Annotated in this window: 13 protein-coding genes; 7 read left to right on the top strand and 6 right to left on the bottom strand. The window is 62.6% G+C overall.

The annotated features are described in order from the left end of the window. The first annotated feature begins 289 nt into the window (after positions 1 to 289). The 3 genes from AB0I15_RS05820 to AB0I15_RS05810 all read left to right on the top strand — a co-directional run bounded on the left by AB0I15_RS05820 (position 290) and on the right by AB0I15_RS05810 (position 3,924). Complete coding sequence (locus AB0I15_RS05820; RefSeq protein ID WP_358090745.1) at positions 290 to 1,546, top strand: carbamoyltransferase C-terminal domain-containing protein; 1,257 nt, start codon at positions 290 to 292, stop codon at positions 1,544 to 1,546. 233 nt (positions 1,547 to 1,779) lie between these two features. After that, on the top strand, positions 1,780 to 2,466 hold the full coding sequence (locus AB0I15_RS05815) for a glycosyltransferase (RefSeq protein WP_358090742.1): 687 nt from the start codon (positions 1,780 to 1,782) through the stop codon (positions 2,464 to 2,466). Positions 2,467 to 3,099: 633 nt separating this feature from the next. Beyond that, complete coding sequence (locus AB0I15_RS05810; protein ID WP_358090739.1) at positions 3,100 to 3,924, top strand: hypothetical protein; 825 nt, start codon at positions 3,100 to 3,102, stop codon at positions 3,922 to 3,924. Positions 3,925 to 4,003: 79 nt separating this feature from the next. Here the strand turns inward: AB0I15_RS05810 and AB0I15_RS05805 are convergent, their stop codons facing one another. The 3 genes from AB0I15_RS05805 to AB0I15_RS05795 form a co-directional block, all read right to left on the bottom strand. Next, positions 4,004 to 6,154, bottom strand: coding sequence for a family 16 glycosylhydrolase (locus tag AB0I15_RS05805; RefSeq protein WP_358090736.1), 2,151 nt, complete (start codon positions 6,152 to 6,154; stop codon positions 4,004 to 4,006). Next, positions 6,151 to 6,933, bottom strand: a complete 783-nt coding sequence (locus AB0I15_RS05800; protein WP_358090733.1) for a glycosyltransferase — start codon at positions 6,931 to 6,933, stop codon at positions 6,151 to 6,153. The genes AB0I15_RS05805 and AB0I15_RS05800 overlap by 4 nt, the downstream gene beginning before the upstream one ends. Before the next feature lie 591 nt (positions 6,934 to 7,524). Beyond that, positions 7,525 to 8,178, bottom strand: a complete 654-nt coding sequence (locus AB0I15_RS05795; protein ID WP_358090730.1) for a hypothetical protein — start codon at positions 8,176 to 8,178, stop codon at positions 7,525 to 7,527. Positions 8,179 to 8,397: 219 nt separating this feature from the next. On the opposite strand from AB0I15_RS05795, the gene AB0I15_RS05790 reads away from it, so the two are divergent. Then, the gene (locus tag AB0I15_RS05790; RefSeq protein ID WP_358090728.1) at positions 8,398 to 9,198 is read left to right on the top strand and encodes a hypothetical protein; all 801 of its coding nucleotides are present in this window, start codon (positions 8,398 to 8,400) and stop codon (positions 9,196 to 9,198) included. On the opposite strand, the gene AB0I15_RS05785 is transcribed toward AB0I15_RS05790, so the two are convergent. Next, complete coding sequence (locus AB0I15_RS05785) at positions 9,199 to 9,624, bottom strand: hypothetical protein (protein WP_358090726.1); 426 nt, start codon at positions 9,622 to 9,624, stop codon at positions 9,199 to 9,201. It lies immediately after the preceding gene. An 881-nt stretch (positions 9,625 to 10,505) separates the two neighbouring features. Here AB0I15_RS05785 and AB0I15_RS05780 point away from each other — a divergent pair. From AB0I15_RS05780 to AB0I15_RS05770, 3 genes are all read left to right on the top strand, one after another. Continuing rightward, entirely contained in the window at positions 10,506 to 10,751 is a 246-nt protein-coding gene (locus AB0I15_RS05780; protein WP_358090724.1) for a hypothetical protein, read from the top strand. Further along, on the top strand, positions 10,748 to 11,137 hold the full coding sequence (locus AB0I15_RS05775) for a type II toxin-antitoxin system VapC family toxin (protein WP_358090721.1): 390 nt from the start codon (positions 10,748 to 10,750) through the stop codon (positions 11,135 to 11,137). Before AB0I15_RS05780 ends, AB0I15_RS05775 begins: the two co-directional genes overlap by 4 nt. Before the next feature lie 336 nt (positions 11,138 to 11,473). After that, on the top strand, positions 11,474 to 12,241 hold the full coding sequence (locus AB0I15_RS05770) for an SDR family oxidoreductase (RefSeq protein WP_358090719.1): 768 nt from the start codon (positions 11,474 to 11,476) through the stop codon (positions 12,239 to 12,241). Between the two features lie 46 nt (positions 12,242 to 12,287). Here the strand turns inward: AB0I15_RS05770 and AB0I15_RS05765 are convergent, their stop codons facing one another. Together AB0I15_RS05765 and AB0I15_RS05760 are read right to left on the bottom strand one after the other, a co-directional pair. Further along, positions 12,288 to 12,938 (bottom strand): TIGR00730 family Rossman fold protein, encoded by a 651-nt coding sequence (locus tag AB0I15_RS05765; protein WP_358090717.1) that lies wholly within the window; start codon positions 12,936 to 12,938, stop codon positions 12,288 to 12,290. Positions 12,939 to 13,022: 84 nt separating this feature from the next. Next, on the bottom strand, positions 13,023 to 14,306 hold the full coding sequence (locus AB0I15_RS05760; RefSeq protein WP_358090715.1) for a Zn-dependent hydrolase: 1,284 nt from the start codon (positions 14,304 to 14,306) through the stop codon (positions 13,023 to 13,025). Positions 14,307 to 14,329: the final 23 nt, after the last annotated feature.

Here is a 14,329-nt window from a genome sequence, read left to right as displayed (position 1 = left end):
AGCACCGCCCACTGCTCATCACTGAGATCCCCACGCATGCAACGATCATGAGGCCCTCAACCCACCTCAAGATCCAATTCGAAAACACGCCCTAGAGCAGCTGCCTGACGTGGTGTGCACCGGGGGTTGGTGGCCGCGTGAGGCTCGCCCGACCGGGCCACCGTCCCACGTTGGATATCGCGGCATCGCTAAAGACGAAATCACTGTGGAACATCGCCGCTTGGTCGGAAAGTCAGTCCCGTTTTTCTCCTCTTCTCACGAAAGGTCGCACCTGCTTTGCGGATTTGGCATGTCACCATTTCCCCAGGGCTCGCCTTGCTATGCGCTGGTGTGGGAGGGTGCGATCGGCGCGTTCTATGAGATCGATCCAGACATGAACATAACGTTGATTGCCGACGTGATGAACGAACCAGGGAACCGATATGCCTCGATCTATGGATTGGCAGATCCGACCTTTCCCAAGAATGCGCCGTTCTCCCGCTTTTCGGATGCGGGCAAGTTGATGGCACTCGCCTCTTTCTCAAAAAGGGGCACGCCCACCGCCGAAGAGGAAGAGTTAATGGCCTTCCTTCTATCTTCGGGACACGTTCGGCTTGACCTCTATGACCGGCTGGAGTCGTCCGCGTACTACAACGTAGGTACGGATGACACAGAGTTCCGCAACTTCGCGGGCATCTTTAGCGACAGAATCTTTGACACCTTCTACCGTTTCGCCAAGGCGAACCTGCGCAAGAAACTGCCTTTGGTCATCTCCGGAGGTTGTGGCCTGAACTGCGACTGGAACTCGAAGTGGAGGGAGACCGGCATTTTTTCCGAGGTCTTCGTGCCACCCGTTGCCAACGACTCCGGCTCGGCAATCGGAACGGCGATTGACGCTCAACTCCACTTCACCGGCGACGCAAAGATCAAATGGGACGTCTATTCCGGACTGCCGTTCAGGACGGATTCATCCGTCCCGCCCGGGCGCTACGACGTCCGCGACACGAGTTACGATGAGGTCGCCCACATGCTGAGTAGCGGCCTAATCCTTGGCTGGGTTAACGGCAGATACGAGATCGGCCCTCGCGCTCTCGGCAATAGGTCGATCCTCGCCGCGCCATTCGATGACAACACGAGGGTGCGCCTGAACGAGATCAAACAGCGCGAGCAGTTCCGGCCAATCGCCCCCGTCTGTCTAGAAGGTGATGCGGCGCGATTGTTCGGCTGTAATCAAGAAAGCCCGTTCATGCTGTACACCTACCGAGCCAACACGGACGCGCTGGCCGCAGTAACGCACGTAAACGGCACGGCCCGACTCCAAACTGTAAGCCCGAGTACGAATGCCCAACTCTACGAGCTGCTCCTTGCCTTTAAGGCACGCACTGGATATGGAGTCCTGTGCAACACATCGCTCAACTTCAACGGGAAGGGGTTCATCAACAACCTGTCGGACCTCGATACATACACCACAGATCATGGACTGGACGGTTTCGTAGTCGAGGGGCGCGCGTATCTCCTCCGAAGTTCCGAGCGCTTCATGGCATATCGGAAAGACGCGGGTCAGTGAACCCGACGAGACACGATTCAGAGAAACCGTTGATCGCGCCAGCGCCGAATGACACTCCGGCAACATATGGCCCTCAGCGAGAAGCCTCGGCAACGGATTCGTACCCGCCAGGCTTCGAAGAGGACAACCGTCTGCGCTCTGACTTCATCCGAGAATTGACGTTGCAGCAACTACGGAGCGCATCTTCGGCATCCAGGCACGCGCATCGTACAGGGTCTATACCTAGAACCCTGGTGCGGTTTTGGCACGACCCGTGCGACGTACCACCGGACGTCCGCAAGTGCCTGGAGAGTTGGGATGCGCTGCGCGACAATGATTTTTCGTTCCAGATGTTCGGCGACGCCTCGGCAGCGGCCTACATCGAGGAGCGGTATGGCCCGCGGGAGCTTGCCGCGTTTGCGCGATGCAGGCATCCCGCAATGCGCAGCGACTATCTACGCATGTGCTTCGTGCTTGCGGAGGGCGGCCTGTACGTCGACGCCGACGATGTGCTGGTGGGCGACGGCTGGAACGATGTCTTCCGCGATGGCACGCTAAAGGTTCACCCACTGTGTTATGACGTGAATGCCTGCGGCATGGTGCCGGACTCCGAACTCCGAAAGACAGACTTGCCGACGCACGGTCGCATCTTCTACGTGAACAACAACCCGATCGCCGCCCCAGCCGGTCATCCGGTCCTGCGGCGGGCGCTCGAGCGTGCGACCAACACCCTGCTCGGAGACGAGCCAGCGCCGGAGATCCAGGCGACGACCGGTCCCGGGAACCTCACCGCCGTCCTAGCCGCGCACGCCCGCGAGTTGCAGATCAGCGGCACCATGCCGGACTTCGAGTTGCTCCTCAGCTGGGAGGCAACCGCAGAGCCGTGCTGGGATCTAACATATCGCAGCGACACACGCAACTGGCGCAACATGGACCGCTGATGAGGCATTCAATGAACATCAACAACTTGGCCGGTCCAATGCGAACGCTCGCGTTCCGAATATGGCGCTCCCTGGCCGTTTTCATCCCAGGTGGCAGAGTTCAGGCCTTCGGTCAGGGTACAGGCCAGACGGAATCTCGGGAAGCCGCCACTCGTTCACACCATAGATCAGCCAGCCTTGAGTTCTCCTCATGTCCGCCGATTGTGCCTGACGGTAGTCTCGCTACCCCGCCGGATCGCGAGCACACGCCATAAGCCTTTGCCGAACAGTAGGGGCCCTGCGACCCGTACATCGTTGATCGACGACTGGGCGCGGCTCGAACTTCTCGGACTACAACGCCCTCTGTTTCGCCACTCACACCGCTGCGCCAGACCAGTTGTTGTGGGATTGCGGAGCCCCATCGCGGTCTCCCCGCCTCGGTCGAAAATCTTGGAGACGGAGATGCTGCCGGTGGTGGCGACGTTCGTTTGGCCGACTCCATGGTGCCGTCGTCCCTGTGCCGTGGGCAGCTTGCCAGCACGTTGATGAACGTCGCAACTGCAAGACGTAAGCAGGTTATGGAATGCGATCCCTTCAGGAACTTCGCGCCGCTTCCGCTGCAGACGACGAAGCGGGATGACCACAATGAGGTCCATGGCAACGACCTCCAACCAGCCGGATGCCCACGTCTGCCAGCCGTTTGTCGGCATTCGCGGTGATGATCCAGGATTCCCGCTGAAGTATCAGCGCGATCCATGGTGTTGGGCTCCCGAACTGGGCTTTCACCGGGCCTCCCGGCCCCGCCTGTCGGTAAGGCTGCGCGTGGCGCCGGGCAGCCGGTTCGTCGGCCCGGACTTCATCAACGTCTACCAGGCGCTGTGCCTGGGCTCCGGCCTGGGAACCAGCAACATCGGCGACGCGCCGGCGGAGTTCGTACACCGCTTCTGCGAGCTCCACACCCGAACGACCTTCACCGATGCGGGCCCGTTCGCCCAGTTCGCCCACGCCTGCCGCGGCTACGACGACCTGCAACCGGACCAACAAACGGCCTTTCACCGAGCGGTCTTCCACCAGGCATACCGGCTGATGAGCCCGTTGCCCGCTGACGTGCTGGGGCCGTGGAAAAGGCTGTTCGACCGTCTCCTTGCCGACAAGCCGCTGGCCGCGAAGGACGAACAGTGGGCGGCAGAGTGCGCGAGTTCGGCGTATCGCCGAGCGGCGAAAAACCCCGGCCGCCGACGGGGCCGCTGGTATCTTGACCCCGACGATGAGCGGGACGTCGCCTGCGGCCGTGTGCTGGACGCCCTGAGCAATGCCCGTCACGGCGGCAACAGCCGGGGCCTAGCCCGGCTGTTCTCCCTGGCCGAACCGACAGAACAGCAGGCTGCCCGTTGGCTCGACGACCTGGGATCGTACATCGGCCGGCACTTGGCCGCTCATGAGACGGCTTCTGGGGATCGCCAGGGCGGCGTAGCGTGAGTTGGGCGTGCGAGGAGGCGGAGCTCCGGGGAGATCTTCTGAACACAACACACTGACCCGCGCGGGATATGCGCGTTAACTAAGAGGGTCGCCGATCCGACTGATCACCCTTCGTGACAGTTTCGTGGATCGCGACTGACCGGATGTGCGCTGATGTGGGAAGCCGATCCGTGGCTAGGTTGCCGGCGAACTCTTTGGAGCGCGAGTGCCATAGGTTGATATTGAACTGCAATGGTTGATTTGGTATTGGCGTGGGGTCCCATGCCACGCGCTCGTGAACGACTGCACCATCGACAAGCCAGCGGATGGCGCCTGGCTGCCAGTCGATTCCGTAGGTATGGAAATCGTGGGCGGCGTCGAAGCCCAGGTCAATAAGGGTCGGCGTGCCACGGTAGCCGTATTCGAGTTTTGTACCCTCGGGACCGGGATTATAGAAGACGTTGACAAGCATCTTGGTGGTGTCCTTGCCGAGGAACTCAATGTCGATTTCTTGTCGGGGTCCGTTCCGGTGGAGGAACATGCCCGTCACGACTCCCGTAACGCCCGGCGGGCGGAGCTCAGCCGAAAACTTGCCGTAGCGGTACACGGCGCGGCTCGCGATCGCGCCTGAGGTGAGCTCACGAACCGGTGTTTGCTCCGGGCGAAGTGTTAGTCGTGCGTGGGTGCCGTGCTGGCTGACGTTCGCCGGCGTGAACAGGGCCATGTTGCTGGGGAAAGTGTCGTCGCGGAGCTTCCAGACTTCGTCGTTGAGCTTGTCCCCAGACGTCCAGTCGACATGGGCGGTGAGTGTGTGCTGGGGCGGCTCTGCGCTGATGGTGATGCCGTCCCACTCGATACGTCCCGGTGTTGCGATCCACGGGCTGGTGTCATGTTTCAGATCCATCGGATTCCTAGCGCTCTGCAGAAGAGCCCGGGGTCTGCGGATGCGCATCCCGAGATCGACGTCGGTTGGATATGGAAACGACGGGTAGTCGACGCCGAGGAATTCGCTGAGCGAGGCCCAGCGGTCCTTCGCCTCGTGCGTGAACAGGAGAGCTCGGTCACCCACCTCTCTGGGTAATCTCAGGTCGGTTGACGTGACGATGATCCGTGCGCTCGGGTTTGCTCCAACGATCTGATGGAGCGCTTCTGGGGAGAGGGAGCCAACGTTGACGTAGGCGTTGAACAGCCGTCTCCGACCGCCGCGCAGGAGGGCCTGTTCCTCTGCTGCGGGCAAGCCATCAAGGTCACTGCAGCAGGTGTAACCCAGCATGGAGAGTGCCGTGGCGAGCGCGGTCAAACCGGAACCGGAGGACCCGACCGCCACCACAGGCCCGGGAAGGTGCTTGGTCGCTGGCACGAGCGGCTTCTCGCGCGTGATCACTCCGACCTGGGAGAGTACCGGCAGAATGGAATAGGAGTTGCTCGACGGCTCGTCGATGCGCTGCGCGATGAGCGGACGCGCAGCGGTGTAGGCACGCATGTGGCTGAACTGCATGTTCAGCCAGAGGTCTACGGGGCCGTACACCGGCAGGTGGTTAAGGAGCTTCTGCGCCCCCTCGCGACTCAGCACGTAGCCCGAAGCCTCCCAGATGCCCGGCTCTTGAAGCCTTCGCGTACTGGCTCCGTTCCGGACAGGATCGACGTTGCCGACTTCTTCGAAAGCCAGGTACAACAGATCGAAGTCCGGCTCACCCGAAGCCGAGCGGTCCAGCGATGACCAGGTCGCGTCGAGACCGCGGGCGAAGCCGTAGGCCATGAAGATGTCATCTTCGAGCACCAGTGCGCTGGGCACGTCACCGGAGGCGATCAACTTCCATACCTCGATGTGGGAGAGCGCGACGGCAACTTCCTGACGAGTCATCATGATTTCGCGAGCACGCGTCGCGGCGTCGATGCGAAGCAAGGGGTTCGGTTCGACGGTGAGCTGGTCAGCCAGGGTGAACGTCGGAACCAATGTTACCGGGTCGGGCGTGGCCTGCGTATATCGTGCGTCAACCGCAGAGAACCGTCGGGCGACGGCCGATAAGCGTTCCCCGTGCCGGTCTCGGAAGCGGTCGAGCTCACCTCTTACGCGTCGCCAGCGGTCGGGGCGTCTGTCGAGATTGATGACGTAGATGCGGCGCAGCGCATCCGGCTCGCCAGCACGCGAGAACACGGCTGCGCGTCGATGCCAGTCGGCCAAGCGAAGTCGAAGTCGCCCATAATGGAGGAGAGTTTGCCGGAAATCTGCAAACGTGCGCTTGTTCAAGAATGAGCCGCCTTGCCTTCGCCCCGTACCCAGTGCCGCCAGTTGCGCTCGTCGGCTCGATAGCTCAGGGGCCATTTGCTGACAGCGACCGTGTCCCAGCAGGTCATTAGCTCGAAGGTCGGTGTCTTCCCCTGCGCCTGCAATTCGGCCGCGTAAGCCACCAAACTCGCGGTGAGATTGCCCGGCCCAGTCAGGGCCTGGATGTCACGGTCCGACTCATCCGCGGCAAGCAGACGCGCCGTGGCGCGCTCCAGAGACTTGGCGATCACCGGGTGTTCTGGCGCTGTGATGATCGGGTTGTTGTTGACATAGAAGATGTGCTCTCCGGTGTCGCTCGTATCGAGTGCACGCTCTACAGCGACCATGGAGTCGGACGGTATGTCGTATACGAGCGGCTGGAGGCGAAGCAAACCGTCGTTAACGAGTGGTGCGACACTCGCTCCTTGGCACTCGTCGTCGGCATCGACGTACAAGCCACCGACGCGCAGCATGAAGCACAACCTGAAGTAGTCAGCACGCATCGCGGGATGATGGCAACGGGCGAACGCTCTCATGTGCTGCTCAGCGAAGTGTTCCTGGATGAACCGCCCCGCCGAGGTGTCATCGAAGAGCAGCCTCTCGAATCCCGCGTTTTCTAGCGGGGCCCAACTGTCGAGGCATTCCTGTACGTCGCCGGGGACAGTCGATGCATCGTTCCAGAACTGGACGAGCACACGAGGTGCCGTGTTGCCGTTGGCAGGTGAGGTTGGGCCGCCCGACGCTGTAAGAATCTGCCGCATGAACTGCGACCTCAGATGAGGGTCTTCGGCGATGGTGGTGGGACCGGGATGTGGTGACGTTCGACGATCGCTCATTGTCTGTTCGTGAGTAGGAGAGGACGGACGGGTACAGCGCTCAACACCTATCAGAGATCACCGACATTTCCGGAGCCGCATCCACAGCCAGGGGCCGTAGCGGACTTCCGACGTCGCTGACGCTCACACTCGCTGCTGCCCCGGCGCCCCTTGGCCGAGCCTAGGCGTCCTCGGTCATGATGGCCGCAGTTGCCGGTACAGCACAGAAACCGACAGCCTTGCACCGCGCAACCCGCCCGTCATCTACCTGATGCTGCCTCATCGAGTCTGAATTTTGCGCAGCGATGTCCATACAAGTACAGAAGCCGCAACATATACCGGCCCAGCGGGTGACGGCGTCCTCCGCAGCCTCCGTTGAAAATTTTGCGCTCCCTAGATTCCACATATTCGACGTTGCGGAAATCTCAAAATCCAGATCACGTTGCCGAATCGATCAGCGGGAGAGCCTTACTCTTCGGGTCTCCACAGCCAACCCTGTCGGGAAACCGGATGACACTCCCTTTTTGGTACGAAAAACTAGAAATCCTCACCCGCGCAGATGTTCGTCGACCATTTAACTTCCGCGGCGCTCCATTCGTTGGGCTGCAAGGACCCGCAGCCGTTGGGAAGACTTCTGCCATCCACACACTGCTCTACCCGATGGGTATAAAGTCCACATTCCGGAGGGCAGTACGAGAGCATGTCGTTGAGGTCTCGACCACTCTCAACCTGGCCGGCCAGCGGCGCACGCTCGTACGCAGTCTGATCCGCAATGTCGATCTCATCCAGGTCTTCGACGGCCGTCGCCGCCCTCAACTCCTGACCACCCTCGACATCCAAGGCCGGCACGGCCCCACGCCTTCGGACTGGCTCTTCGAGCAACTCGGAGTAGGCGAGGCATTCACGGCAGTCCAGTTGCCCGCATCGGGTGGGCGCACCCGACCCATGAGCATGGCCGACTTCAGCCCCGCCTTCTATGTCCCCCAGGACGCCATCGATCGTGACCTCATGCGACACCTCACGCACGACTCCGCCCGCCATGCCCTGGTAGAGCTGCTCTTGCAGATATCCAGCCCAGCAGTGGATCAAGCGCGGATAGCTCGACAACGAGCCCATCGCGCGGTCCAGGAACTCCGCCGACGTCTGACCATCATCGAAGAGTTCCTGGCCGACAATTCCGACGACCCACACACCCTGCGCACCGAACTCGTGAAGGCCCGTAGCGAGCTCAACACCTGTCTCACGCGCAAAGAGCGACTGGAGAAATCACGAGTCGATTGGCAATGCGGGTCGGACCTTCCCACTGGGAGAGGCGGCAACCGGCGCCCTCGCACGCGGCCATCATGTCCAGACTGCTACAGCGACTTGACCGGCAGACTGGTCCCAGAGGGTCAGTGCCGCCTATGTCTCATGCCTGAATCCACCGAAAACAAGCCGCCGATAGGAATCCCGCCAACGGGCACCCTCGGTGGTGCCGCCCCCACAGGTGACGAGCAGGAACTGGCACGGCTTCGCGCTAAAATCGCGGCGCTCACTCAACGCATTCGCTCTCTCGAACAACTGCTCAAGCCACACGAGGACCTCGTGCGCCTGCACGCAGAACTCCGCGACCGGCAACGCGCGGCCGACGCCGCTGATCGGCTCTTCCAGCAGGCCAGAGCAGAGGCGGAGGTCCGCAGGTCCCGGATCTACCAGTTCAGCGCACGGTTCCAGGAGATCCTCAACAAGGTCCCTTCACCATGGTTCCGCGGAGCCGCGCACATCGACCCCGACACTTATCTGCCTGTCATCGAAGACGAGGAGGTCAAGGAGATGACCGGCAGCGTTCGCACCATCGCCATCATCGCCTATCACCTCGCGATGCTCAGCTACGGCCTGGAACACCGCGACACCTACGTGCCGCAAACCCTGATCCTTGATTCCCCTCAACGCAACCTCGGGAACAACGCCGAAGATCGACTTCACGCCCGACGCCTCTACGCAAGCCTGAACCTTCACACCCTCGCCCGCCAGCAACTCAACATGACCCTGGGAGACGACCTGGCCCTACCCCCCGTGCAAGTGATCGTCGCCGACAACGACATCCCGCTACGGGCCATTGGCAGTCCAGTCATCCGTCACACCTTCACCCGTGAGAACCCGTTCGTACCCGGGGTCGTCTATGAAGAACACCCGGAAGACTTCGAACCGGAAGCCGATCTCCTCGCGTAGTCAGAGGTCTTGCGACAGCAGCGCCACCAGTTCTGCGATCTCTTCACGGGTGAGCTTGTTGCGCAAGGCCTTAGCGGCACTCTCCGGCCGCGACACCGGAACGCTGATGGTGCGGGCACGAAACCCCGCCTGCACCATCGCGGCGTGAGCGCTCATCTCGCCAGTGAGGACCCGGGCGTGCAGCGCTGGAGCATCCTTACGGAGTCTACGCAGGGCCGCCACCTGCGCCGGGCTAGACCGCGGCCGCATCTCACCGTCGTCCACAGGCACTGGCATCGAACGGGCAGAATCACTCAACTCTCTTTCCAGGCGATTTGCGGCGGTCTCATCCTCAACGGTTAGCGCTCGCAGCAGGCTCAATGATGCGCCCAGCCCGCGAGGCGGGTCATCCGACGCAAACTCATCAAAGTTGTCGTGCTCGATCAATTCCTCGCGAAGACCAGTGAACTGCCGCCAAGACTCCAAATCCAATAGCTCGCACAGCTTCGATGAGACATTTGCGAGAACCGCCCTAGAATCGCCTATGATCGATGCTAGCGCAGCCACCTGCCTGCCCCGTTCCTGTAGCGGTCCCTCTCCCGACATGCATCCCCCTCAACAGATGAACCCGAGTATAAATATTCTGGTCATGCGTCGGGACTATGCGCGGAACTGCGGCTGATGGCCTTGCATTCAGGACGTGTCGCGCGCTCCTGCGGCGTCGGACGGAATCGTCATCCAAGATCACAAGACTCTCCAGGACGGACCCTGAGGACGGACCGTAAGCAAGGGTCAAGCGCGTGCCATACGGACCGCGGCCACCCACCCGTCCACCCATCCGCGTGCTCGTCACATGCTCTTCGGCCAACGGCACCGGCGAACACCGGGTGGCATTCTTGGACATTTTTGGCAACGGCATTTACGGACAGAGCGATACATTGAGATATGCTCAGGCATGGTGCCGCATAATATCTGCCGACTTTTAATCCGTAGGTTCCGGGTTCGAGCCCCGGGCGCCCTACCACTCCTAAGTGCAGGTCGAAAGCGCTTTCTTTGAGACGGCGACACGACTCGGCGGGACCGTCTCGAAGATCATGTTCCCCCGATGTTCCCGCATCTCACCACTCCCGGTCGCCGACCGCGGCAGACTCCGCCCTCAGATCTGGAAAGCCTGGCATGCCGCCGCCGGCACCGCGCCTGAGAGAACCTCTGACTCGACGAGTGCCTTGTGACGCGGACGGATGCTGCCCATCGGCGAGAGTAAAGCTCGGCCAGCAGTTACGCTGAAGGGACAACACAAGCACTGCGACGGAGGGAGTCGAGCGACGGTGAGCGTGGACCTCGAACACGAGCCCATTCACGACCTCGCCCGCCGGGTCATCCGGTTGGCTGAGGAGACCCAGCACGCCGCTCAAGTGCTCGAACGTCGTCTGGAAGCGCTGGAACGCCGCTCCGAAGCCGCAGGCAGAGCCGAACGTATCCTGAGCGTTGCCGCTGACATGCGAACCCACCTCGGTCGGGACCGACTGTCCGTTGAAGATCTGTACGACCCGGACACCGGCCTTCCCGCGTGATCATCGATTCCAGCGCCATCATCGCCGTCATCAACGGTGAGCCAGAGGCCACCCAATTCGCCCACGCCATCGCCGCGAACGTGTGTCGCATCTCCGCCGTCAACTACGTCGAAGCGGCAATCGTGGCAGATAACCGTGGTGAGGCCATGCGCAACGCCTTCGACATGCTCGTTGATGAGATGGGCCTCATCATCGAGCCGGTAACACCCCATCAGGCGAGGATCGCGCGCCGGGCGTACCAGACCTACGGCAAGGGCAACAATTCCAAGGCCAAGCTCAACATGGGCGACTGCTTCGCCTACGCCCTCGCCAAAGACCTCGATCAACCCCTGCCTTTCAAAGGCGAGGACTTCCCACACACCGACATCACTCCCGCACAGCCCTGACAGTCGTCCGGCATCCCAAGTTTCGATCTTGGATGACGGAACTCCCTTTCGCCGCCTGATCAAAAGCCCCAGGTGATTCGTCCACGCCCCCTTGTACGAGCACCCGCCAAGCGCTGCCATGTGCAGCGCTTGCTTGACTGCATGAGAATCACACAGGTGCGTGGAAGGCGACGAACCGGCTGGGACCGATTGTGAGATGCTCCCGTCGCGGATCTGCGAGACAGTGAGGAGGCCATGGACGAGTCCCATCACCAGGCCGGGGCCAGATCATCAGCCGGTGGGGCGCGAGCTGCACGTGGCCTTACCTTCCAGGCTCAGGTTTTCGCTTGGTGGGCTGTGCGCGCCATCGTGGAGATGCCGCTGACCGACCTCGGGCTCGGCACGGCCGTCCGGATTGAAGCGGTGGGGTGTGAGACCGGGCTTCCCGTCGACGATGTGGGCGTCGCCGTGTCCGGCGGCGGGTTCATCCTCGTACAGGCGAAAGCCGGGATGAGACGGCTGGACGTGCAGGCCGAAGATCTGGTGAAGGCCATCGACCAGATAGTGCGCGCCTTCGTCGAAGGCATCCACACGAGTGCGGGTGTGCGCCCCGTCGACCTCTCGCGTGACCGGCTAGTGATCGCCACGAACCATGATGGGAGCCGCGCCTTCGACCAGCTGGGCATCGTGCTCCTGCGTCTCCGTGGACACCCGGCCGACCTCCCTCTCCGGGCAGCGGCGCCGACGATCGGCCAGCGCCGGACGTCGGCACGCTCAGCCATCTTCTCGGTGCGCGCCGGTGACGGTGTCGCGGCGTTCGGCACGTACGCGGCCTCCAAGGCGGCCATCCGGTCCTTCGCCCGGACCTGGGCCAACGAGCTCAAGGGCCGGAACATCCGGGTCAACGCGATCTCCCCGGGCACCATCGACACCCCTGGCCTCGACGGCGTGGTCGCGACGGAGGACACGCCCGTCACCAAGTCGGACTTCGCCGCAGCGGTCCCGCTCGGCCGGATCGGACGCCCGGACGAGGTCGCCAATGTGGTGGCCTTCCTCGCTTCCGACCAGGGCAGCTTCTTCCTCGGCGCCAACCTGGTCGTTGACGGGGGCGAAGTGCACATCTGAGAAGCACGCAGAGGAAGAGACGTGTATCGGAGCGGGCGAAGATCCGTTATACGACCGGCTGGGCCGGCTCCAAGTCGGCCAGGCTCTCCTGCAGTGGGTCCGGTGCGTCGGCTTCCAGCGCCATCGGCATCGGCGCGACGGGCAGTCCGAGCCAGTCCAGGGCGTTGTCGATATCGGACGTGGCGCGGATGGCGGAACGTTCGTCCTGGGTGAGGAAGCCCTCGGCGACCACGTGGTCGAGCATGGTGATCAGTGGGTCGAAAAAGCCTCCCTGGTTGATGAGGACGATGGGTTTCTCGTGGATGCGAAGCTGGTTCCAGGTGGCGACCTCCATCAGCTCGTCCAATGTGCCGAGTCCGCCGGGAAGAACCGCGAACCCCATGGAAAGGTCGTACATGAGCGCTTTCCGCTCGTGCATGGAACGGACGACGTAGATGTTGCCGCTCGCGAGATCCGGTTTCTCCCGCTCGTACAGGTGGTGCGGAATCACGCCTGTCACGGATCCGCCCGCGGCGGTCACGGCGCCGGCGACCGCCCCCATGATGCCGACGCCGGAGGCGCCGTAGACCAGCCCCGCGCCTCGTCGTACGAGGGCCTCGCCGAACGTCTCGGCCAACTGAAGATATCGCTCCTGGACGCCCGCGCGGGCACCGCAGAAAACGGCGATGGCTTTTCCCTGAGAAGGCTTGTCCGACATACTCTTCTCCAAACCGAGTCCGATGAGTCCGGTAGCCCTGTTATCGGTGCGCCACCACTCTGACTGAGATATCAGCTTTTCCTCTTAGAATGTCCGGCCATATCTTTCGTCGTAGGCGAGTACGGACTGCAACAGCACGTTCGCGCCCGCTATCAGGTCGTCCTCGGCGCTGTACTCCTCCGGTGTGTGACTGATCCCGCCCTTACTGGGCACGAAGATCATGCCCACCGGTGCGATGCGCGCGATGACCTGCGCATCGTGGCCGGCGCCACTCGGGAGAGTGAGGTGGCCCAGGTCCAGGCTCTCGCTCGCCTCCGCGATGACGTCCCGCAGACCCAGGTCGCAGGACACGGCGGGCACGCTGTACTGGTTCTCCGCCTCGATCGCCGTGGCGGTTCTCATGGCGATCTCCAGGACCTCGGACCGGAGGCGTGAGGTCGCCTGCCTGATGGCGACGTCGGACACGTCTCGCAGGTCCACCTGCATCGTGACGACCCCGGGTACGACATTCCAGGCGTTCGGGGCCAGTGAGAGCGAGCCGACGGTGGCGACCCGCACCGGCCCGTTGGGGTAGGCGAGGTCGCGTACCGCGAGTATCACCTGCGCCGCCGCCACGAGTGCGTCCTGGCGCAGCTCCATCGGCGTGGTCCCGGCGTGCGAGGCCTTGCCGCGTACGGTGATGTCGAGGGTCGACCGGCCCGTGATGGCCTCCACCACGCCGATCTGAACGCTTCGGCTCTCGAGCACCGGCCCTTGTTCGATGTGCAGCTCGAGATAGGCCGCCACCCTGTCCGCGCTCCACACGGCCCGGTCGAGATGACCGGCATCGCCGCCCATGTCGAAGAGCAGCTCTGCCACAGGTCTGCCGCGATCGTCCACCGCGGTCAGATCGGATTCGTCGAGGGCCCCTACCATCGCGTGCGCCCCCCACATTCCACGGGTGCCGAACGCGCCTTCCTCGTTGTTGAAAGCCACGATGGCCAGGGGGTGGGACAGCAGGGTGTCGTGGTCATTGAGTGCGCGGGCCACCTCTATGGCCGCCAGGACTCCGTACGCACCGTCCAGGGCGCCCCCGTTGGGCACCGTGTCGATATGAGACCCGAGCATGAGAGCCGGTGAATCCTGACGCTCCCCCGGCCTGTGTCCGATGATGTTCGCCGCGCTGTCGACGCAGGTCTGCAGCCCTGCCTCGATCATGAGGTCGCGAACCAGCTCCCGCCCGCGGGCGTCCTCGGAGGTGAAGGCGAGTCTGCTGACGCCGCCATCGGGCGTGGCGCCAATCTTGCCGAGGCTTCGTATGTTGGCCAGTAATCGATCGCCGGCGACCCGCATGGCCCGGGCCGAACGCGTCGTTACTCTGTTTCTCATAACTACCCACTAACCCGTTCCGG

The sequence above is a fragment of the Nonomuraea sp. NPDC050643 genome, assembly GCF_040654715.1.
Taxonomy (GTDB): domain Bacteria; phylum Actinomycetota; class Actinomycetes; order Streptosporangiales; family Streptosporangiaceae; genus Nonomuraea.
Note: the sequence above shows the minus strand (reverse complement) of the source record. Positions and strands in the feature narration are given on the sequence as shown.

Excerpts from the sequence above, each read along its gene's own strand:
- AB0I15_RS05820 (WP_358090745.1), top strand. The coding sequence starts at position 290 with ATGTCACCATTTCCCCAGGGCTCGCCTTGCTATGCGCTGGTGTGGGAG.
- AB0I15_RS05810 (WP_358090739.1), top strand. The coding sequence starts at position 3,100 with ATGGCAACGACCTCCAACCAGCCGGATGCCCACGTCTGCCAGCCGTTT.
- AB0I15_RS05800 (WP_358090733.1), bottom strand. The coding sequence starts at position 6,933 with ATGCGGCAGATTCTTACAGCGTCGGGCGGCCCAACCTCACCTGCCAAC.
- AB0I15_RS05790 (WP_358090728.1), top strand. The coding sequence starts at position 8,398 with ATGCCTGAATCCACCGAAAACAAGCCGCCGATAGGAATCCCGCCAACG.
- AB0I15_RS05765 (WP_358090717.1), bottom strand. The coding sequence starts at position 12,938 with ATGTCGGACAAGCCTTCTCAGGGAAAAGCCATCGCCGTTTTCTGCGGT.
- AB0I15_RS05760 (WP_358090715.1), bottom strand. The coding sequence starts at position 14,306 with ATGAGAAACAGAGTAACGACGCGTTCGGCCCGGGCCATGCGGGTCGCC.